Here is a 19,813-nt window from a genome sequence, read left to right as displayed (position 1 = left end):
ATCAGCTCACCCGGGGGTCCGGACCGGCCACCGCGGGAATGGCCGGGCCTCCCCGGGCGTTGGACCGGATGTGAGTACATTTTCTGATTCGAACGCCCAGTCCTTCCCCGTCACCAAGACCGATGAACAGTGGAAGGAAGAACTCAGCACCGAGGAATACCAGGTGCTTCGACAAGCAGGGACGGAGCGCCCCTTCACCGGCGAGTACTGGGATAGCACCACCGAAGGTGTCTACGCCTGCCGGGCCTGCGGGGCCGAGCTGTTCACCAGCAAGGAGAAGTTCGGCTCCGATTGCGGGTGGCCCTCCTTCTTCGCTCCCCTGGCCGAAGGGACCGTGCGCTATCTGCATGACAAGTCCCTGGGCATGGAACGCATCGAGGTCCGCTGCGCTTCCTGCGATTCCCATATGGGGCACGTTTTCGAGGGCGAGGGGCTGGACATCCCCACCGACCAGCGCTTCTGCATCAACTCGGTGTCGCTGACCCTGCGTCCCGCCCAGGCCTAGCGGCGACTGCCACGGCAGCCTGCCCCCGCGCTGGGTCTGCGGAAGGTATTCCTCCGCACAAGCATGAGTATCTCTTGGCCTCACTCGCTCCACACGCCAGCAGTGCTTGATCTCTCCTAGGCTGGAACCACCACGGCAGCAGGCCGGCGCACCCAGCGCGGCCCCGGAGATGATTCGAGGTGCAGGACCGATGTCCCAGGCAACCATGACCCATGACACCACCAGCGGACACGGCGAGGACCTCGCCAACCATCCCTCGTGGCTTGAGCTGAAGGCGGCGGCCACCGCCTTCCACGAGCTGCAGGTCAAGGACGGTTCGGTCCCCGAAGCAGACGATCGGGCCCGCGCTGCGGAATTGACCACCACCATCACCGATGCCGTGGCGGAACTTCGCCCCCTTTTCGAGCACGACGACGAATACCTGGATCAGGTGGTCGCCGACTTCAAGGCCTGGGCCGAGGGCGGTTTCGGTGTCCCGGACTTCCTGGACTCGCTCCAGGCCTTCCAGCCGCAGCTGGACCGCGTCGACGGGCTGCGCCACCTCGTCCTGTTCCCCATGTACACGCAGAACGGGTCATCGAACCGTTTCGTCGAAGCCGTGCTGGTCGAGGTCATCTGGCCCGACTTCATCGCCGAACTGGAAGCCGGGGACTACTCCAATAAGCTCTTCGTCCCGCTGCGCTTCCTGGACTTCACCCCCGGCTACGACACCAACGCCGCGGTACTCTTCCCCGAGTCGGTGGCCATGCGCGAGACCCCGGCGTTCACCTGGGGCGCGATCTTCCAGGACCGCGAAGCCGCCCGCTACCGTCGGGTCGTCGCCGCCGCGGCCGAGATCACCAATCTCGATCTGCCGGCCGAGGCCGCCGAACTCCTGGCCGACCAGAAGCTGACCGAGGAAACCTTCATCATGTGGGACATGATCCACGACCGCACCCACATGCGCGGGGACCTGCCCTTCGATCCCTTCATGATCAAACAGCGCATGCCCTTCTTCCTGTACTCCCTGGAGGAACTGCGCTGCGATCTCACCGCCTTCCGCGAATGCGTCAAGATCGCCGCCTCCCCCGCCTCGGACCCCGAGACCGCCCGGCATGCCCGCCTGGTGCAGTACACGGTGATCTTCGACCGGATCTTCCGCTTTGCCATCACGGGCAACCGCGTGCGCAACTACGACGGGCTCGGCGGACAGCTGCTCTTTGCCTGGATGCACCAGCACCACGTGCTGCACTGGACCGATACCAAGCTGACCATCGACTGGGACGCCATCGCCCAGGTCGTCAGCTCCCTGGGCGATGCCATTGACGATCTGTACTGGCGCTCCATCGACCGGCCGAAGATCTCCCACTGGCTGGCTGCCTACGACCTGGTGTCCTCCACGCTCACCCCGCACCCGGCCTCGGTCTGGGCGAAGGGCAAGGAAGCCCTGCCGCTGACGGAGCCCCTGAAGGAAATGACCAACCAGGTCCTCGACGATGAGTTCCCGCTGTCGATGTTCTACGAGGCGCTGGGCAAGAAGATGAAGCCGGTCATTGAATCCACGGTCGGCATCACCGCCGGCGACGTCCCGGCCTCGGCCTAGACTAGCCAGATGAGCACACCGCATATACCCACCGTCCTCATTGCCGGCGCCACGTCCTCCTCGGGGGTGGCCGCCGCCCGGGCACTGCATGATTCCGGGGCCCGGGTCCTGGCCGTCGGGACCAACGCGGCCCGGTTGGAAGAACGCCTGGGGTTCGTCTCGGAGCGCTACGCCACCGATCTGGGCGACTACGCCGCCACCACGGCGCTGGCAGAACGGATCCACGCCGAGGTCGGAGCCATCGACGGGCTCATCCACCTGGTCGGCGGTTGGCGGGGAGGCAAGGGGCTGGGCGGACAATCGGATGAAGACTACGACTTCCTGCACCGCCACGTCCTCACCACCCTGCGCAACACCTCCCGGGCCTTCTACCAGGACATCGCCGACTCCCCCGTCGGACGGCTCGCCGTGGTCTCTTCCACTGCGGTCCAGCGCCCCAGCGCGTCGGGAGCGAACTACATCAGCGTCAAGGCCGCGGCCGAAGCGTGGACCATGGCCACCGCCGGGGGCCTGCGGGCCGCCCAGTCCGGCCATAAGCAGGATCCCGTCCCCCAGCGTTCCGCCGCCGTCGTTCTGGTCATCAAGGCCTTCGTCGACGCCGCGGCCCGCGAGGCCGAACCCGAGAAGGAATTCACCGGGTTCACCGACGTCGCCGATTTCGGCAGTGCGGTCGCCGGACTGTTCGACGCCGATGCCGGGACCTTGAACGGCACCCGTTTGTCCCTGGTGCCGCAGGCATAGACTGGGACGACTTCCCACCAGCAACTTCTGAGGATAAACGTGAGCACATCCCTGCACGACACCATGGTCCGCGGCTTCGCATCGGATAACTACTCGGGGGTCCATCCAGAGATCATCGAGGCCTTGATCGCCGCCAACGGCGGCCACCAGATCGCCTACGGCGAAGATGAATACACCGAGCGGCTCGGGCACGTCATCCTGTCCCATTTCGGGCCGGCCACCGAAGCCTTCCCGATGTTCAACGGAACCGGGGCCAATGTGACCGCACTGCAATCGTTGCTGCCCCGGTGGGGTGCCGTGGTCTGCGCCGATACGGCGCATATCCATGTCGACGAGAATGGTGCCCCCGAACGCGCCGGCGGGATGAAGCTGCTGACCGTGCCGACCCCGGACGGCAAACTGACCCCCGAGCTGATCGACCGGGAGGCCTGGGGCTGGGGCGACGAACACCGCGCCCAGCCGTTGGCGGTCTCCCTGACGCAGTCCACTGAACTGGGCACGCTGTACACGATCAAGGAACTGAAGGCGATCACCTCCCATGCCCACGAATTAGGCATGAAGGTCCATATGGATGGGGCCCGCCTCTCCAACGCCGCGGCGGCATTGGACGTGCCCCTGCGGGCGTTCACCCGCGATGCGGGGATCGATGTGTTGAGCATGGGGGGCACCAAGAACGGGATGATGTACGGCGAAGCGATCGTCGTACTGGATCCGGAGGCCGCCACCGGACTGAAATACCTGCGGAAGATGAACATGCAGCTCGGATCGAAGATGCGCTTCATCTCCGCCCAGCTCATCGCCCTGTACGGCGGTGACCTCTGGCAGCGCTCGGCGTCCCACGCCAATGCGATGGCCCAGCGGCTCCGGGCCGCGGTGGAGGACATCGACGGATTGGAAATCACCCAGCCCACGGAGTCCAACGCCGTGTTCGCGAAGCTGCCCCCCGCAGCGGCCGACCGGGTGCGCGAGGACTTCCGCTTCTATGACTGGGACGAAGCCACCGGCGAGGTCCGGTGGATGTGCGGCTTCGACACCACCGAGGAGGACGTCGACCGCTTCGCCGCGGCCATCCGCACGGAGGTCGCTGCTGGCTAGCGCCAACGCCCGCTCCACCACGCTCGAGCAGCGCCTCGAGTCCCTGGCCCATCGCCTCATCGGCCGCTTCCCCGACAGCAGGACGGCCAGGGTCCTGATCGAATTCGCGGTCTTCACGTCCAAACAGGCGTGGGCCTGCGTCTTCGGGGCGGCCATGCTGGTGGTCTTGTTGGCCACCCGGCTCTGGTACCCCCAGGACGTGGCCCTGGCCCGCAATGATGCGGTCACCCTCGCCGCGGTCCTCATCCAGGTGCTCATGGTCGTCTTCCGTCTGGAGACGCTGCGCGAGCTGCGGGTCATCGTGTTGTTCCATGTGGTGGGCACCGGCATGGAATTGTTCAAGACCGGTGTCGGGTCGTGGATCTATTCGGGCGAGGGACTGCTCCATCTGGGCCACGTCCCGCTGTACAGCGGCTTCATGTACGCGGCGGTCGGCTCCTACATGGTCCGGGTCTTCCGGCTCTTCGATCTGCGCTTCGATCGCTATCCCCGCCGCTGGGCCACCGCCGTGCTGGCCGCCGCCATCTACCTGAACTTCTTCACCCACCACTACATCGTCGATCTACGCTGGGTGCTGATGGGGGCGGTGGCCGTGGTCTTCGGTCGCAGCTGGATGCATTTCCGGATCTTCCGGGTGCGGTTGCGGATGCCGCTGGTGCTCGCCTTCGTGCTGGTGGCCCTGTTCATCTGGTTCGCCGAAAACATCGCCACCTGGTCCAATGCCTGGGCCTACCCCGACCAACTCGACGGCTGGCAATTCGTCTCGATCAGCAAACTCGGCTCCTGGTTGCTGCTCATGATCATCTCGGTGGTGCTGGTCGCCTGGGTCTACCCGCCGCAGCCGCCTGAACCGTGGCGGGTCCAGCCGCGGGCCAGCGATGGAACCGGGTCAGAAGAGAACCCAGGTGACCAGCCCCAGAACCGCCGAAACGACGATCAACAAACCGAAGATCCGCGGCAGGACCCACCGGTTGACCGCTGATTCGGCATCCAGCGGGTCCTCGGGCCTGCCCCCGGCTCCCCCGCCGGTCGGGGCCCCCACCGGGGTCGCCACGGCCAATTCATAGGCCAACAGCAGCCGTGAAGGCGCAGCCATCGTTGCCATTGAGGCGGCCACGTTGGTCGCTGCCACCATCTGCAGGACCGAACTGCCCAGTTCGGTGGCCACCTGGGTCTGGGTGGCGGTCAGCATGGCGTTGGCGGCGGTGTTCGACCCGGTGATGAAACCGGCCAGGGCGTTCACTGCCGGGGCGATCACCAGATAACTGCCGCCCATGGCGGCCAAGGCCGTTCCCAGCTCCGCGCCCATTCCGGTGGACGCCAGTACCGAGCCCAGGACGGTGAAGCAGAAGGTCACCACGCCCACCGGGAGCCACGTCCCGAAGGCCGAGGCCGCCCGGCGCCGCAGCCGCGTTTCCGGCCCCCCGCTACCGTTTCGCTGCCCCGGACCGAAATGGGCAACCAGACAGGCGCAGACGAGCCAGGTCGCCGGGCTGCTGATCGCGCGCAGGCCCAGCTGCGTCTCCCCCAGGGACGACACCACGGCCCGGGTGGTGAGCAACCCGGCAGCCATGACGGCATAGGGCAGGGCGGCCCGGGCCACCACCCATCCGGCAGCGACGAGCGATCCGCGCCATCGATACACCAGCAGATGCCCGGCGATCGGAAAGAGGGAGCCCATCACCCCCGCCAAGGGGGTTCCCAGCAGGATGTTGGCCCCGAGGATCCCCGCCCAGAGCAACAGGGCACTGGCCACGGCGCCGCCGAACAGCCGGCCCACGGACCCTTCATGGCGCAGCAGGAACGTCACCAGCAAGGCCGCCCCGAGCATGACCGGCAGGGAAATGATCGCCGAACGGATCCCGACCTCCAGCAGCGAGGTCCCCGATAGTTCGGAGGCCAGCAGGGTCCCGGGGCCGAGCGCACCCCAGGGAACGGCGAGCAGCCCGAGCAGCGAGAAGATCGTCGATCGTGGCACCGAGTGTCCGATCAACCGCAGGATCGGCACGCCCACGGTGACCCCGATGCCGAAACCGGTCACCGATTCGGCGAAGGGGACGATCCCGAAGACCACGAGCAGCGTCCCGGTCCGCCGTGACGGGGCACTCGAGCGTAGCCAGCCGGAAATCGAGGCCATCGCACCCGTGGTGGACATGATCCGGCTCAGCAGGACCCCGGCATAGAGGATCAGCAGGATCTCGATGATGGTCGGGGCGAAGGCGCCCAACGACCCGGCGACCACCGACCAAGGCGTCGGGAAGAAGAGCAGGGCCACCACCAGGCCCACCGCCAAGGACCAGACGGATATCCGGGTGGATCTGATGCCCAGGAAGAACAACACGCCCGCGAGCACGATCGGTACGGCAGCGGCTACAGCCAACATGGTCCACCTCCCGGTTCCTTGATCGTCCATGGCGCGTGGCGGCGAACAGCACGCCCCGAACGACCGTAGTCCACCGGGCCCGAACCGGCACGGTGCACCGCTGTGCCACGGGGTCCTCCCCCAGCGGCGGGCTCCGCCCCGCAGGACAACGGCGAGCCTTCCGGGCCCCCCGGACCGATGACCCTAGACTCGGTTCCGTGACCGCTCTTGGCGACCTGGCACAGGTTCCCCCAGACTTCATGACGGCGCTCTCCGGACTCCGTCAGGCCGATTGCCGTGCCGAAATGCACTTGGCCGAAATCCCGGCCCCCGCACGGCTGGCTCCGTTCGCGGTGGCTCTTTCCGCCCAGGTCCTGGACTCCCCACCGCGGGTCCACGGGTCCCCCCACGGCCCCGCGGCGACCGCACTGACCGAGTCCCGCAGTGCCGATGAGGACAATGAATTGGCGACGGGACGATTCATCCTGCTGCACGATCCCGATGGCTCCGACCTCTGGAACGGCACCTTCCGCATCGTCACCTACATCCGGGCCCAGCTCGACGCCGAGATGGGCAACGATCAGATGCTCGGTTCCGTGGCCTGGACCTGGTTGCTCGATGCCCTGCACGAGAACGACGCCGATTATGCCGAGGCCGGGGGCACCGCCACGCGGATGCTCTCGCAGAGCTTCGGCAGTCTGCAGGAGCGGCCCGAAACCATCGACATCGAGTTGCGGGCCTCCTGGACCCCGCAGGGTGCCGAGCTCCGGTCCCATCTGGAGGCCTGGAGCGATATGGTGTGCACCTTCGCCGGTTTGCCACCCCTGCCGGAGGGCGTGACGGCCCTTCCACGCCGCCGCCGGAGTTGAATCCACTAGAATTGGTTCCATCATGACCACTTCGCACACCGACAGCACCCCCGCCCCCACCGATCTCGAGGATCCGACGCCCCCGGCGCCCGAACCCACCCCGCTGACGGAACCCCGCGATGGAGTTCCCCCCGTGGTCAACACCGACGCCGGTCTGCTCCGTGCCGCCCGCGCCCTGGCGGCCGGTAGCGGGCCGGTGGCCGTGGACGCCGAGCGGGCCTCGGGGTTCCGCTACGGCCAACGCGCCTTCCTGGTCCAGCTCCGCCGCCGCGGCGCGGGGACCTGGCTGATCGACCCGGTTCCCTTCAACGACCTGCTCCCCGTGAACGAGGCCCTGCAGGGGGTGGAATGGATCCTGCATGCGGCCACCCAGGACCTTCCCTGCCTGGGGGAACTCGGGATGCACCCGGACGCGCTCTTCGATACCGAGTTGGCCGGGCGCCTCGCCGGCCTGCCGCGCGTCGGCCTCGGCCCGGTCGTGGAGTCCCTGCTGGGCCTGCGGCTGGCCAAGGAACACTCCGCCGCCGACTGGTCCACCCGCCCGCTTCCCGATTCCTGGCTCAGATACGCCGCCCTGGATGTCGAGGTCCTCGACGAGCTGCGGATCGCCCTGGCCGAGCTGCTGGAGGAATCCGGCAAGCTGGGGTTCGCGGCCGAGGAATTCGAGGCCATCCGCACCGCCCCGGCCCCGGCCCCGCGCGTTGATCCGTGGCGCCGGACCTCGGGCCTGCACCAATTGCGCGACCGTCGCCAGCTCGCTGCCGTCCGGGCCCTGTGGCTCGAACGGGAGTCGTTGGCGGAGAACCGCGACGTCGCCCCCGGCCGCCTCATTCCCGATGCCGCACTGATCGCGGCGGCCAAGGCCATGCCCACCACCGTCCCGCAGATGCTCAAGACCCCCGGTTTCCATGGTCGGGCGGCCAGCAAGGAAGCCCCGCGCTGGTTGCGCTGCCTGCAGTCGGCCCGGCATGCCGACGAGCTGCCACCCATGCACATCCCCACCTCGGCCCCACCGCCGGCCCGCACCTGGCCGGATAAGGACGAGGCCGCGGCCCGCCGCCTGGGCACCGCCAAACCCCGGGTCGCCCGGCGGGCCGAGCAGTTGGAGATGCCCACAGAGAACCTGCTGACCCCCGACACCCTGCGTCGGCTGGCCTGGCGACCACCGGAGGAGGTCACCCCGGAAGCCATCGCCGCCGCCCTGGCCGAACTGGGAGCCCGTGACTGGCAGATCCACGAAACCGCTCCGATCATCACCGTCGCCTTCCTGGATCCCGATCCCCTGCCGAAGAAGCACGCTTCCAAGGCCGAATGACCGGCCCCGCCCACCTGCTGCGGGGGTCTTGCGGCCCACCGGTGACACGGCGGGTCCCGCACGCCTTGCGCCTCTAGTTACTCACCGGTAACATATGGACTGGATCACATTCATTCCACGCAAGGAGTCACCCCCAGTGAGCCCAACATCCGCACGCGCGCTGCCGCGCAACCGGCAGGTCCGCGACGTCGTGTTCGTCGACGGCGTCCGCACCCCCTTCGGCAAGGCCGGAGACAAGGGCATCTACCACGGCACCCGCGCCGATGACCTGGTGGTCAAGTGCATCCGCGATCTGCTGCGCCGCAACCCCGAGGTCCCGGCGGAGCGCATCGACGAGGTCGCCATCGCCGCGACCACCCAGACCGGTGACCAGGGCCTGACCATCGGCCGTACGGCGGCCTTGCTGGCCGGACTGCCCCAGTCCGTTCCAGGCTTCGCCATCGACCGGATGTGTGCCGGAGCGATGACCGCGGTGACCACCACCGCCTCCTCCATCGCCTTCGGCGCCTACGACGTCGTCGTGGCCGGCGGTGTCGAGCACATGGGCAACCACCCCATGGGCGCCGATGCCGATCCGAACCCGCGCTTTGTCTCCGAACGCCTCGTGGACCCGGCGGCCCTGAACATGGGCAACACCGCCGAGAACCTGCACGACCGTTTCCCGGCCATCACCAAGGAACGGGCCGACCGTTACGCCCTGGCCAGCCAGAAGAAGCTGGCCGCCGCCTATGAGGCCGGCGACATCCAGCCCGACCTGGTTCCCGTCGCGGCGCGCCGCCCGGGTGAGGGATGGGCCCTCAACACCACCGACGAACCGCCCCGGCCCGGGACCACGCTCGAGGACCTGGAGTCCCTGCGCACCCCCTTCCGCGCCCACGGCCATGTCACCGCCGGCAATGCCGCCGGACTGAACGACGGCGCCACCGCGGCCCTACTGACCTCCTCCGAGACGGCCGAGGAGCTCGGGCTGGCCCCGAAGATGCGCCTGGTCGGCTACGCCTTCGCCGGCGTCGAACCACAGGTCATGGGCATCGGCCCGGTCCCCGCCACTCAGAAGGCCCTGGCCCAGGCCGGCCTGACCATCGAGGACATCGGGCTCTTCGAGATCAACGAGGCCTTCGCCGTGCAGGTCCTGTCGTTCCTGGACCACTACGAGATCGCCGACGACGACCCGCGGGTGAACCGCTATGGTGGGGCCATCGCCGTCGGGCACCCGTTGGCCTCCTCGGGCGTGCGGCTGATGAACCAGCTCGCCCGGCAGTTCGAAGCCGACCCCTCCGTGCGCTACGGCCTGACCACCATGTGCGTCGGCCTGGGCATGGGCGGCACCGTCATCTGGGAAAACCCCCACCACGCCGACTACGGGAAGGACGCCTGAGACATGGCCACCAAGGATTTTGACCGCTTCGAGGCACTCGCCGAGCAGGTCCCCGACGAAATCATCACCCACACCCTGGTTTCCGACGTCACGCTGGCCTCCGGGGCGACGCTGGCGTTGCTGACCCTGGACAACGGGCTGGACCACAGCAAGCCGACCACCCTGGGCCCGGGAACCCTCATCGAATTCGGGCGGGAACTCAACCGCCAGCACGAGAGGGCGGCTGCCGGGCAGATCCAGGCCCTGGCCGTCACCGGAAAACCCCACTTCCTCGTCGCCGGGGCGGACCTGACGACGGTGAAGACGCTGAAGAAATCCGCCAGCGGGGCACTGATGGCCGATCTCGGTCATGCCGCCTACGATCTGCTGGCCGATCTCGGGGTCCCCACCTTCGCGTTCATCAACGGCGTTGCCCTCGGCGGAGGGCTGGAGGTCGCGCTGGCCGCGAACTACCGCACCGTCTCCTCCGGGGCCAACGGCCTCGGTCTCCCGGAGGCGTTCATCGGCCTGGTCCCCGGATGGGGCGGCGTCTACCGCCTGCCGCGCCTGATCGGCCCCGAAGCCGCCACGACGGTGATGATCGAGAACCCGTTGAACAACAACCGCTCGTTGGCCGGCCCGGCCGCCTACAAGCTGGGCATCGCCGATGCCCTGTTCGAACCCGCCGACTTCCTCGAGCAGTCCCTGGCTTGGGCGGATACCGTCCTGTCGGGGGCCGAGGTGGCCCGGCCGAACGCCGTGGATCCGGCCGCCGATCCGGCTGTGGCCGAACGGTGGGATGCCGCCGTCGCCAAGGGCCGGGCCTTCGTCGAGGCGAAGACCGCCGGCGCCGCTCCGGCCCCGGGCAAGGTCCTGGATGTGTTCGAGGCCGGCAAGACGATCAGCCAGGGGGAATCGGCGCGGCTCGAATGCGCCGCCCTGGTCGAACTGATGCAGACCCCGCAATTCCACGACACCGTCTACTCCTTCCTGGATCTGGTGCAGAAGCGGGCCAAGCGCCCGGCCGGGGCCCCGGACCGCAAGCTCGCCCGCCCGGTCACCAAGATCGGTGTCGTCGGGGCCGGGCTGATGGCCGGACAGTTCGCCCTGCTCTTCGCCAGGTTGTTGAAGGTCCCGGTGGTCATCACCGATATCGATCAGGGCCGGGTGGACAAGGGCCTGTCCTACATCCATGGCGAGGTCGATAAGTTGCTGGCCAAGAAGCGGATATCCGCGGACGCGGCCAACCGCACGAAGGCGCTGGTCACCGGTTCGGTCTCCAAGGAGTCCTTCGCCGACGCCGATCTGGTCATCGAGGCCGTCTTCGAGGAACTCCAGGTCAAGAAGCAGGTCTTCGCCGAGGTGGAGGCCGTGGTCTCCCCCGAATGCATCCTGGCCACCAACACCTCCTCCTTGTCGGTCACCGAGATGGCCGCCGATCTGTTGCACCCCGAGCGGGTGGTCGGTTTCCACTTCTTCAACCCGGTGGCCGCCATGCCGCTCATCGAGATCGTGCGGGCCCCCAAGACGGACGACGCCGTCCTGGCCACCGCCTTCGCCGTGGCCAAGGACCTGCGCAAGACGGCGGTCCTGGTCAAGGATGCGGCGGCCTTCGTGGTCAACCGTGTCCTGCTGCGCCTGATGGGCGAGGTGTCCAACGCCTTCGACGACGGCACCCCCGCCGAGATCGCCGACAACGCGTTGCGCCCGATGGGTCTGCCGATGAGCCCGTTCACGCTCCTGGCCATGGTCGGGGTCCCGGTCGCCCAGCACGTCACGGAATCCCTCCATGAGGCCTTCGGCGACCGTTTCCGAGTCTCGGCGAACCAGCAGGCACTGATCGACCACGGCGTGAAGTCCCTCTGGGTCCAGCACGACGACGGCACCCGGTCCATCCCGGACTCCACCCTCGAGCTGCTCAGCTTCGGTTCGACGCCGAGCACGTCCGAGGAGTTGCTGGTCCGCACCCAGGAGGCCCTGGCCGAGGAGATCGGCCTGATGCTCGACGAGGGGGTCGTCGCCGGTCCCGAGGACATCGACCTGTGCATGATCCTCGGCGCCGGATGGCCGATGCACCTGGGCGGCATCACGCCGTACCTGGACCGCGTCGGTGCCTCCGAACGCATCCGGGGGGCCCGCTTCCACGCGGAGTGACCCACCGGATCCTGTGAGTTGTCCGACATGACGGCGATGCCCCGCTGACGGGGCATCGCCGTCATGCGTGGTCATGAAAGGATCAGGGCATGAACACCTCAGCACAACCGTGCCGCCGTCTGGTTCTGGGTTCCACGCTCGCCCTCGGCGCGGGCACGACGCTCGCCGCCTGCGGCGATGGTTCCTCCGCGGCGCCGCAGAACACTTCCCAGCCCGTGCCGGAACCGGCCGGGAACCCCTTGACCGTCGCCCCCGTGGCCGATCTCCCCGTGGGGTCCATGGTCAACGTCGACGCCGAGGCCACCGGCGAGACGTACCTGCTCTACCGCAAGGACGAGGAAACGGTCCTGGCCTATACGGCCGTCTGCACGCATGCGGGCTGCCGGGTGGGCCCGGGCGAGGAGGACTTCATCTGCCCCTGCCACGAATCGCATTTCGACCCCGCCGACGGCACGGCCACCGGTGGCCCCGCCCGTGAGGCCCTGACCCGCTTCGCGGCGGAAATCGCCGATGGGCAGATCCTGCTCTACCCCTGAGCCCCCCGTGGTGTTCCACGCTGGTTCCCCCCGGGATGCCACAATGGCAGCATGGAACACTTCACAGCACACACCACGGGACGACGGGCCGTTCTGGGCGGATCATTGGTCCTGGGGGCCGGGGCGGCGTTGGCGGCCTGCGGTAGCGGATCCTCGGTCGATGAGATCCCCGAACCCAGCGGCGAGGCCACGAAGGCAACCACCACCGACGAATTGGCGGTGGGCCAGAGCGCCTCGGTGGCCGTTGACGGTGACACCTACCTGCTCTGGCGCCAGGACGAGGACACCGTCCTGGCGTATACGGCGGTCTGCACCCATCAGGGCTGCACGGTGGGTGTGACCAAGAAGGATTTCAAATGTCCGTGCCACGGTTCCGAGTTCTCCCATGAAGACGGCTCGGCCGTGGTCGGGCCGGCATCGAAGCCCCTGGCGCGTTTTGCCGCGGAGATCAAGGGCAAGGACGTCCTGATCTACCTCTAGGCGGTCCCGCGTCCCGGGATCAGTGGCGGGCTCCGTGGAGCAGGAAGCGGGCCGTTGAATCCTGCAGCCCGGCAATGGTTTCCCAGGCCGCGGAGCCGGCGTCGTCTCCGACGCGCACGGAATACGCCCCGGCCCATTCGCTGGCCAGGATCTCCCCGTCGACGACCCAATGGCTGGCCCCGCGCTGGTCGTCGTCGAAACGGTCGAAGCGCAGCACCGGTCCCCCGTCGAGGGACGGGGCCACGTAGGCAGGGGGGTGGGGATCCTCGACCGCCACCAGGCGGGTCTGCTGGACCTGTCCGTCGTCGTCGTGGATGCTGCTCCAGGCCGCTTCGGCCCGTCCGCGACCCACCAGGTTGCGCACCACGAGGAATTCTCCGTAGCCCGGCACCGTTCCCGCCGGGGCCTGCCGGCTCACCCCCGTGGGGAGTTCGCGCCCATCAGGGGTGATCAACGATTCGGCGCTGACGACGGGCAGGCTGCCGGTGTGGGTCCAGTTGGCCGGATTATGCAGCAGGACCGGTTGGTCCATGCCGCTGGAATGGAACCAACTCAGATCCCAGTCGGGTCCAGGCACGAAGCGGATGCGTGACTCGGCCAGGTAGTCCCCCGATTCGTCCTCGATGGCGATGCGGGTCAACAGCACCGAATATTGCCAGATGCGGTGCAGGGCACCAACACGTTGGCCACCCACCCAGAACGTTTCCCAGCGTTCGAAGTCCGGCAGCGTGTTCAGGTCCTCCACGGGTTCGGCCATGAGGTCCCTTCCTAGAAGAGGGCGACTTTCGGTTCACGAGGAAAGATCCGGTCCAGTTCCGCCAGGTCCTCGGCGTCGGGCTTCCACTGGGCGGCGGCGGCATTCTGGTGGATCTGCTCCACCCGGGTGGCTCCGGCGATGACGCTGGACACCGGGTCCTGGGCCGCCAACCAGGAGAAGGCCACCTGCACCGGTGTCAGTTCCCGTGCCGAGGCGAAATCGGACAGTTCGGACAACTGGTCGAAGTCGACCTTGTCCAGCAGGTTCTGCCGCGAGTGGCTCAGCCGGCTGCCGCCGGGCGCCTGCCGTGACGTGTATTTGCCGGTCAGCAAGCCATTGGCCAGCGGGAAGTAGGGCAGCACGCCCAACCCGTAGGCATTCGAGGCCGGGAGAACTTCGAGTTCGGCCCGGCGGTCGAGCAGGTTGTAGTGGTTCTGGCTTGAGATGAACCGGGTGTAGCCTCCACTGCGGGCGGTGAATTCGGCATCGGCGATCTGCCAGCCGGCCCGGTTCGAATGCCCGATGTAGCGGACCTTGCCGGAGGCCACGAGGTCATCGAGGGCGGCCAGCGTCTCATCGATGGGGGTCAGGTCGTCGGGGGTGTGGAACTGGTAGAGGTCGATGTAATCGGTCCCCAGCCGGCCCAGGGACGCCTCCACGGACTGCATGATGTACTTGCGGGACCCTCGGGCCCCGAAGTCCCGGCCGTTGGCTCCCCCGGCGTCCATGCCGAATTTCGTGGCCACCACGACCTCGTCCCGCCGCGTGCCCAGGGCCTTGCCCAGGCGGGTCTCCGCCAGTCCTGGTTCGCGCCCATAGGTGTCGGCGGTGTCGAACAGGGTGATGCCGGAGTCCAGGGCCGCGTGCACGATCGCGTTGGTGCCCTCCTGCGATTCGGTGGCGGTGCCGCTGCGGCCGAGGTTGTTGCACCCCAGGCCCACGACGGAGACACTCAGCCCCGAGCGGCCCAGCCGACGGTATTCCATCTCGGGGTGTGGCTGGGCGGTGGCGGCGCGGGTCGAATTGCTGGAGGAGCTCACGGGATGCGTCCTTTCGGAAGGAGGGGCGGGACGGGAACGGATCAGGCCACGGAGAACGGGGTCTTGGCCGGCATCGGGTACTTCTGTTTGGCTGCCTCCGGGGTGTCGTAGGGCGCCACCCCGATGGAGAGCTTGGTGAAGTCGAGCTTGGCCTGCCGGATGCACGTGGTGATGGCGGTGACCGCCTTGCCGGGCTCGGGGGAAAGTACGCGGATATTGAGTTTCCGGGGGGCGAAGTCGCTGGACTCCACCGTCCCCAGGCCACGCCACGCCAGATGTCCACGCAGCGCTTCCATCGCCTTATCACGCAGATATTCGTCGCGCTGGGTCCCTTCGGTGGTCTTCAACGCGTATTGGACGATCACCCACGACTGGTCGGCCCCGGTCAGTTCGGCGAATCCGTCCCAGGCGCATTGGTCGGCGAAGGCCCCCATGAGCCCCGCCCCGCGTTCGCCATCGACATCGACGGCTTCCTTGGTGGTGGACAGGTTCCCGACGGTGCCGTGGTTGACCACGAACTGGCCGGTCTCCCCGCCCTCGGTCTGCTCGAACCAGGCCTCACGGAATTGCAGGACCCCGTCGTCGTCGCGGCGGTAGGTGCGCTGGATCGGCATGCGATTCTCCTCGGTTCTTGCCGGTGCTCGTACGGTGGTTCGGCGCCCCTGCTTCGGTGGTGGCGCGTCGCCGCATCTAGCCTACTGCCTGGGCCAGCAGGCGTCGTCCGCGGTCGAACCAGACGTCGGCGCTCGCCCCGAACGGTTCCTGCCGGGTTTCCACGGCCTCCAGAAGCTCCCGGGCCGCATCACGCATCCGCTGCGCCAGTTCCTGGGGGTAGCCCATGGATAGGGCATGGTCCTCGAATTCGTCTTCGTCGTCGAGATAGATGCCGCGGCTCGTGGAGCGGACCACGTCCAGGTCCATGTCGATCGAGTTGAATTCCCAGCCGGAAGGCTTCAGCGCCCGCCACCCCAGATTCCTGGAGACATCGATATAGAGACGGAAGTGGCCGGGATGGGAGTCGTCGTAGAAGGTGGCCACCCAATCCGCATCATGGGGAAATAGGCAGATCGCATCGGATTCCGCGGCGAAGGCGGCGCCGGGCCGGGCCACCAGCGATCCGGCCGGCTGGATCACCCAGTGCCCGTATTCGTCCGCCCCGAGATACCGCCCCGGGACCACCCAATGCGGCCAACCGTCGTACTTCCAGGCCCGGGCGATGACCTGATCGCCCACCGCGATGTCCCCGGGGGCCTGGGCCAGCGTCTGCAGCCGGTTCACAGTTGCGGGATCTGACCGGTCGGGGCATCCTGGCCGGGAAGCGGGCGGGCGAAGGGGACCTTCGTGCCCAGGACCTGGGCCAGCGTGTCCTGGGTGATCTGGTTGGCGGTCAGGCCGACGCGTTCCAGGATCTGGTTGCGTGAGCCGTGCTTGAGGAACTCGGTGGGCAGGCCGACCTCGTTCAGTGCAGTATCGACCCCTGCGGCCCGCATTTCCTGGCGGATCCGTGAGCCGACGGCGCCGGCCTTGACCCCGTCCTCGATGCAGACCACGATCCGGTGGCGGGCGGCCAGGCCGATGAGGGACCTGGCGATGGGCAGGACCCAGCGGGGGTCCACCACCGTGGAGGACACTCCTTGGGCCTCGAGCCGTTCGGCGACGTCCAAGCTCAATCCGGCCATGGACCCGACGGCCACGATCAGCACATCGCGGTCCCCTTCGCCATGCCGGGCCAGGACATCGACCCCGTCCTCAAGTCGTTCGATGGCCTCGAGTTCCTGCCCGACAGTGCCCTTGGAGAAACGCAGGACGGTGGGGGCATCGTTGATGGCTACGGCTTCACGTAGTTCCTCACGCAGCCGGGTGGCGTCGCGCGGGGCGGCCAGGGAAAGCCCGGGCACCGACTGCAGTAGCGACATATCCCACATGCCATGGTGGCTCGGCCCATCGGGGCCGGTGACCCCTGCCCGGTCCAACACCACCGTCACCCCCGCGCGGTGCAGGGCCACGTCCATGAGCAGCTGGTCGAACGCACGGTTCAGGAACGTCGCATAGAGCGCCACCACCGGGTGCAGGCCACCGAAGGCCATGCCAGCGGCGCTGGTCAAGGCATGCTGTTCGGCGATACCGACGTCGATGACCCGTTCGGGGTGGCGGGCGGCCATCGTGGACAACCCGACCGGGATGAGCATGGCCCCCGTCACCGCGACGATGTCAGGACGCTCGTCGGCGATATCGGCGATCTCTTCGCCGAAGACCGAGGTCCAGGACTGGGCTCCGGGTCGGGAGACAGGTTCGCCGGTTTCGGGGTCGATGACGCCCACCGAATGCATCTGGTCGTTCGGGTCGGCCAGTGCCGGTGCGAAACCACGGCCCTTCTGGGTGAGCGTATGCACGATGACCGGGCCCTCGTACTGCCGGGCCTGCTGCAGGGCCTCTTCCACGGCCTCCAGGTTATGTCCGTCGATCGGGCCGATGTACTTCATGCCCAGATCCTCGAACAGCCCCTGCGGGGCCCACCAGTCCTTCATGCCCTTCTTGGTGGCATGCAGCGACTTATAGGCAAAACGGCTGACGGCCCCACCTTGTTGGAGGCGGTCCTTCCACCAGTTCAGGGTGTCCTCGTAGACGGGGTGGGTCCTGACCTTATCGAGGGTGCGTTGGCGCAGAGCACCCAACTGGTCGGCCAGACCGCCGACGGTGGGGGCATAGGAACGTCCATTGTCGTTGACCACGATCACGACCCGGCGGTCCTTATCGGCGGCGATGTTGTTCACGGCCTCCCAAGCCATGCCGCCGGTCAGGGCGCCGTCGCCGACGACGGCGACGACGTAGCGGTCCCCTTCGCCGGAGAGTTTCCGGGCCCGGGAGATGCCTTCGGCCCAGGACAGGGAACTTGAGGCATGCGAGGACTCGACGATGTCGTGGACCGACTCGGAGCGTTCGGGATAACCGGCCAACCCGTCCTGCTGGCGCAGCGTGGAGAAATCCTGGCGCCCGGTGAGCAGTTTGTGCACATAGGACTGGTGCCCGGTATCGAAGACGATCGAATCACGCGGGGAATCGAAGACCCGGTGGATCCCCAACGTGAGCTCCACGACCCCCAGATTCGGGCCCAGATGTCCCCCGGTACGGGAGACGTTCGCGATCAGGAAGGCACGGATCTCCTGGGCCAACTGCTGAAGCTGCGTCATCCCCAGTGAGCGCAAATCACGCGGCTCTCGGATGGTCTCGAGCATTCCCATGCCGGGTCGTCCTTTCGAAGCCGGAAACATCATTCCATCGTACTGCGCACGGCGACGGGTTCTCGACCCGCCGGCGCTGGCGCGGCTTCCGGGAGATGCAGGACCGAGGCGACGGCGTCGTGCCCTGCGACCTCCAGCTGCCAATCGGGACGTCTCAGCTGTCCAGGGGTGAACCTGACCAGCTGGACTTCCTGCGGCTATCCGCACCACATCCGCCGCGTCACCCCGTTGTCCTGATATCCCACGGCATGCGAGATCCCCCACGAGGAGTGGTTCCAGCTCGCGGCCTCGGATTCGGCCACCTCGACCCCCAGATAGCCGAAGGCATAGAGCACGACGGCGGTGCGCATCCCGGTACCGATGCCCCGGCCTTGAGCCGTGCGGGTCAACCAGGATCCGGTGGAGACGGTGCGCAGGTCAGCGAAGTCCCGGGCCATCAGATCCTGCATCCCCACCAGGTCACCTTCATGCCAGACGCCGAGGGGCAGCGTCCAGTCCTCCGTCCGGGTCTGGGCCCGGACCCGCCAAATATGCCGGGCCATGTTCGTTGGCAGCTCGGCATCGGGGACGTCGGTCCAGGGATGGGAGAAGGGGCTGCGCCCGGGTTCGTGGATGCCGCTGAGTCCGGCAGCTTGGAAGGCCGGCAGGTCCTGATCGGTGATCGCCCGCAGCTCCAAGCGCGGAGTGGACAGGTGCAGGCCGAAGAGCGGCCACGATGTGCTGAGTGCTTCCATCGTTAAAGCGTAATAGCCCTCGGGGTGGGCATCGGTTACGGATCCTAGCCGTCGAGAGCCTGGGCTATGGCCGCGGAGGCCTCGTCGGGCCCCTGTCCGTGTGTCACCACGACATGGGTCGCCAGCGCTGCATGATCGGGGGCATGGATGAAGGTCTCGTTGAGGTCGACAATCTGCTCGGCCAGTTCCGGCTCGTCGGCAAAATCGGCGCGGATCCGCCGGGCCAGCTCCTCAGCCTCGGCACCGGGCTGCGCCGCGACCTTCAACAGCACGACGGCGGAGGCCGCTTCCAAGGCGCTGCGTACGCGTTCAGCCAGCTGTGGGTCTTCGTGGATGGCCTGCCCTGCTCCGAAGGCGATGACGCAGCCGGCGCCATGTTCCCTCAGGGTCCTTTCCACACTGGCTGCTTCGAAGGGCTTCCAATAGGCGAGCTTGGCCGGCAGTCCACCAGCTGCCTGTCGCCGGTCGGCTTCTGCCTCGTCATACCCCAGCGCCGGATAATGGTCGGCTCGTAAATCATCCAAATCCACGAAGCGCAGACCAAGCCGTCCGGCCAGCAGCTTCCCGATCGTGGTTTTTCCGCAACTGATCGGCCCGAGGAGCACGACGCTCCCGGCTCCCTATCCCACCCCCAGCAGCTGGTCCTCACCTGTGCTCATGGGCCCCACGCTAGCAAAGCCTCGACTCCAGGCACGCAAAAAGGGCGGGCCACCCGGTCTCCCGGATGGCCCGCCCCGTCTGCGGTGGATCTGCGGTTAGCTAGCGCAGATCTGACGCAGAACGTACTGTGATCCACTCCGTTCGCGCCCGTCACAGCTTTGCCACACGAAGTCGGGCCTGAGACGTACTCGTGCTTCCGTACGAAGCCCTCCGTTACTGGGATCATGCACTCTAAATGGCTCCAGAGCACTACCGCTATCGCAGCACGTTGTGACGCCAAAAATGGACTGCAGACGCGAACCCGAACGTGCTGCCGTTGCGGTTCTTTCTCATACGCGAGGGACCCGCTCAGCGCTCGCCTTCCCGGGGCATTCAAATCCGTAA

The 19,813-nt window shown here is 67.4% G+C and carries 19 protein-coding genes; 11 read left to right on the top strand and 8 right to left on the bottom strand.

All coding sequences use genetic code 11. The features are described 5' to 3' along the window. Positions 1–70 precede the first annotated feature (70 nt). The 5 genes from msrB (at position 71) to AC3ZI9_RS06440 (ending at position 4,905) form a co-directional block, all read left to right on the top strand. Positions 71–505 carry a peptide-methionine (R)-S-oxide reductase MsrB gene (gene msrB, locus AC3ZI9_RS06460; protein WP_444554006.1) on the top strand — a complete coding sequence of 145 codons (435 nt, stop codon included), beginning with the start codon at positions 71–73 and terminating at the stop codon, positions 503–505. 190 nt (positions 506–695) lie between these two features. Next, positions 696–2,087, top strand: coding sequence for a DUF6421 family protein (locus tag AC3ZI9_RS06455; RefSeq protein ID WP_444566851.1), 1,392 nt, complete (start codon positions 696–698; stop codon positions 2,085–2,087). A 9-nt stretch (positions 2,088–2,096) separates the two neighbouring features. Continuing rightward, the gene (locus tag AC3ZI9_RS06450; RefSeq protein ID WP_444566852.1) at positions 2,097–2,828 is read left to right on the top strand and encodes an SDR family NAD(P)-dependent oxidoreductase; all 732 of its coding nucleotides are present in this window, start codon (positions 2,097–2,099) and stop codon (positions 2,826–2,828) included. Between the two features lie 63 nt (positions 2,829–2,891). Continuing rightward, on the top strand, positions 2,892–3,923 hold the full coding sequence (locus tag AC3ZI9_RS06445; protein WP_444554052.1) for a threonine aldolase family protein: 1,032 nt from the start codon (positions 2,892–2,894) through the stop codon (positions 3,921–3,923). Then, positions 3,811–4,905 (top strand): DUF817 domain-containing protein, encoded by a 1,095-nt coding sequence (locus AC3ZI9_RS06440; protein WP_444554009.1) that lies wholly within the window; start codon positions 3,811–3,813, stop codon positions 4,903–4,905. Before AC3ZI9_RS06445 ends, AC3ZI9_RS06440 begins: the two co-directional genes overlap by 113 nt. On the opposite strand, the gene AC3ZI9_RS06435 is transcribed toward AC3ZI9_RS06440, so the two are convergent. Further along, the gene (locus AC3ZI9_RS06435; protein ID WP_444566853.1) at positions 4,813–6,306 is read right to left on the bottom strand and encodes an L-lactate permease; all 1,494 of its coding nucleotides are present in this window, start codon (positions 6,304–6,306) and stop codon (positions 4,813–4,815) included. The two genes, AC3ZI9_RS06440 and AC3ZI9_RS06435, sit on opposite strands and share 93 nt — an antisense overlap. A gap of 239 nt (positions 6,307–6,545) precedes the next feature. Between AC3ZI9_RS06435 and AC3ZI9_RS06430 the strand changes: the two genes are divergently transcribed. From AC3ZI9_RS06430 to AC3ZI9_RS06405, 6 genes are all read left to right on the top strand, one after another. Beyond that, positions 6,546–7,154, top strand: a complete 609-nt coding sequence (locus AC3ZI9_RS06430; RefSeq protein WP_444566863.1) for a DUF3000 domain-containing protein — start codon at positions 6,546–6,548, stop codon at positions 7,152–7,154. A gap of 22 nt (positions 7,155–7,176) precedes the next feature. After that, positions 7,177–8,469 (top strand): HRDC domain-containing protein, encoded by a 1,293-nt coding sequence (locus AC3ZI9_RS06425; RefSeq protein ID WP_444554011.1) that lies wholly within the window; start codon positions 7,177–7,179, stop codon positions 8,467–8,469. Positions 8,470–8,605: 136 nt separating this feature from the next. Beyond that, entirely contained in the window at positions 8,606–9,847 is a 1,242-nt protein-coding gene (locus AC3ZI9_RS06420; protein WP_444554012.1) for a thiolase family protein, read from the top strand. Between the two features lie 3 nt (positions 9,848–9,850). Further along, the gene (locus AC3ZI9_RS06415; RefSeq protein WP_444566854.1) at positions 9,851–11,980 is read left to right on the top strand and encodes a 3-hydroxyacyl-CoA dehydrogenase NAD-binding domain-containing protein; all 2,130 of its coding nucleotides are present in this window, start codon (positions 9,851–9,853) and stop codon (positions 11,978–11,980) included. A gap of 89 nt (positions 11,981–12,069) precedes the next feature. Next, positions 12,070–12,516 (top strand): Rieske (2Fe-2S) protein, encoded by a 447-nt coding sequence (locus AC3ZI9_RS06410; protein ID WP_444554014.1) that lies wholly within the window; start codon positions 12,070–12,072, stop codon positions 12,514–12,516. 51 nt (positions 12,517–12,567) lie between these two features. Beyond that, positions 12,568–12,996, top strand: coding sequence for a Rieske (2Fe-2S) protein (locus AC3ZI9_RS06405; protein WP_444554015.1), 429 nt, complete (start codon positions 12,568–12,570; stop codon positions 12,994–12,996). Positions 12,997–13,015: 19 nt separating this feature from the next. Here AC3ZI9_RS06405 and AC3ZI9_RS06400 read toward each other — a convergent pair whose 3' ends face one another. The 7 genes from AC3ZI9_RS06400 to AC3ZI9_RS06370 all read right to left on the bottom strand — a co-directional run bounded on the left by AC3ZI9_RS06400 (position 13,016) and on the right by AC3ZI9_RS06370 (position 19,374). Further along, positions 13,016–13,753, bottom strand: coding sequence for a hypothetical protein (locus AC3ZI9_RS06400; RefSeq protein WP_444566855.1), 738 nt, complete (start codon positions 13,751–13,753; stop codon positions 13,016–13,018). Positions 13,754–13,764: 11 nt separating this feature from the next. Further along, a complete protein-coding gene (locus AC3ZI9_RS06395; RefSeq protein ID WP_444566864.1) occupies positions 13,765–14,739 on the bottom strand; it encodes an aldo/keto reductase in 975 nt (324 codons plus the stop codon). Positions 14,740–14,834: 95 nt separating this feature from the next. Continuing rightward, entirely contained in the window at positions 14,835–15,407 is a 573-nt protein-coding gene (locus tag AC3ZI9_RS06390; RefSeq protein ID WP_444566856.1) for a hypothetical protein, read from the bottom strand. A 76-nt stretch (positions 15,408–15,483) separates the two neighbouring features. Continuing rightward, positions 15,484–16,071: a DUF402 domain-containing protein gene (locus AC3ZI9_RS06385; RefSeq protein WP_444566857.1), complete on the bottom strand. Its 588-nt coding sequence runs from the start codon at positions 16,069–16,071 to the stop codon at positions 15,484–15,486. Beyond that, positions 16,068–18,035, bottom strand: coding sequence for a 1-deoxy-D-xylulose-5-phosphate synthase (gene dxs / locus AC3ZI9_RS06380; protein WP_444566858.1), 1,968 nt, complete (start codon positions 18,033–18,035; stop codon positions 16,068–16,070). Before dxs ends, AC3ZI9_RS06385 begins: the two co-directional genes overlap by 4 nt. Before the next feature lie 197 nt (positions 18,036–18,232). Then, positions 18,233–18,769: a GNAT family N-acetyltransferase gene (locus AC3ZI9_RS06375; RefSeq protein WP_444566859.1), complete on the bottom strand. Its 537-nt coding sequence runs from the start codon at positions 18,767–18,769 to the stop codon at positions 18,233–18,235. Between the two features lie 44 nt (positions 18,770–18,813). Next, on the bottom strand, positions 18,814–19,374 hold the full coding sequence (locus tag AC3ZI9_RS06370; protein ID WP_444566860.1) for a shikimate kinase: 561 nt from the start codon (positions 19,372–19,374) through the stop codon (positions 18,814–18,816). Positions 19,375–19,813: the final 439 nt, after the last annotated feature.

The organism is Arthrobacter sp. AOP36-F1-5, assembly GCF_058137995.1.
This window is presented reverse-complemented; position numbering and strand designations above follow the sequence as displayed.

Bases quoted from the DNA above. Each gene is read 5' to 3' on its own strand.
- AC3ZI9_RS06455 (WP_444566851.1), top strand. From the start codon at position 696: ATGTCCCAGGCAACCATGACCCATGACACCACCAGCGGACACGGCGAG.
- AC3ZI9_RS06450 (WP_444566852.1), top strand. From the start codon at position 2,097: ATGAGCACACCGCATATACCCACCGTCCTCATTGCCGGCGCCACGTCC.
- AC3ZI9_RS06445 (WP_444554052.1), top strand. From the start codon at position 2,892: ATGGTCCGCGGCTTCGCATCGGATAACTACTCGGGGGTCCATCCAGAG.
- AC3ZI9_RS06440 (WP_444554009.1), top strand. From the start codon at position 3,811: ATGACTGGGACGAAGCCACCGGCGAGGTCCGGTGGATGTGCGGCTTCG.
- AC3ZI9_RS06435 (WP_444566853.1), bottom strand. From the start codon at position 6,306: ATGTTGGCTGTAGCCGCTGCCGTACCGATCGTGCTCGCGGGCGTGTTG.
- AC3ZI9_RS06430 (WP_444566863.1), top strand. From the start codon at position 6,546: ATGACGGCGCTCTCCGGACTCCGTCAGGCCGATTGCCGTGCCGAAATG.
- AC3ZI9_RS06425 (WP_444554011.1), top strand. From the start codon at position 7,177: ATGACCACTTCGCACACCGACAGCACCCCCGCCCCCACCGATCTCGAG.
- AC3ZI9_RS06415 (WP_444566854.1), top strand. From the start codon at position 9,851: ATGGCCACCAAGGATTTTGACCGCTTCGAGGCACTCGCCGAGCAGGTC.
- AC3ZI9_RS06410 (WP_444554014.1), top strand. From the start codon at position 12,070: ATGAACACCTCAGCACAACCGTGCCGCCGTCTGGTTCTGGGTTCCACG.
- AC3ZI9_RS06405 (WP_444554015.1), top strand. From the start codon at position 12,568: ATGGAACACTTCACAGCACACACCACGGGACGACGGGCCGTTCTGGGC.
- AC3ZI9_RS06400 (WP_444566855.1), bottom strand. From the start codon at position 13,753: ATGGCCGAACCCGTGGAGGACCTGAACACGCTGCCGGACTTCGAACGC.
- AC3ZI9_RS06395 (WP_444566864.1), bottom strand. From the start codon at position 14,739: ATGGAATACCGTCGGCTGGGCCGCTCGGGGCTGAGTGTCTCCGTCGTG.
- AC3ZI9_RS06390 (WP_444566856.1), bottom strand. From the start codon at position 15,407: ATGCCGATCCAGCGCACCTACCGCCGCGACGACGACGGGGTCCTGCAA.
- dxs (WP_444566858.1), bottom strand. From the start codon at position 18,035: ATGGGAATGCTCGAGACCATCCGAGAGCCGCGTGATTTGCGCTCACTG.
- AC3ZI9_RS06375 (WP_444566859.1), bottom strand. From the start codon at position 18,769: ATGGAAGCACTCAGCACATCGTGGCCGCTCTTCGGCCTGCACCTGTCC.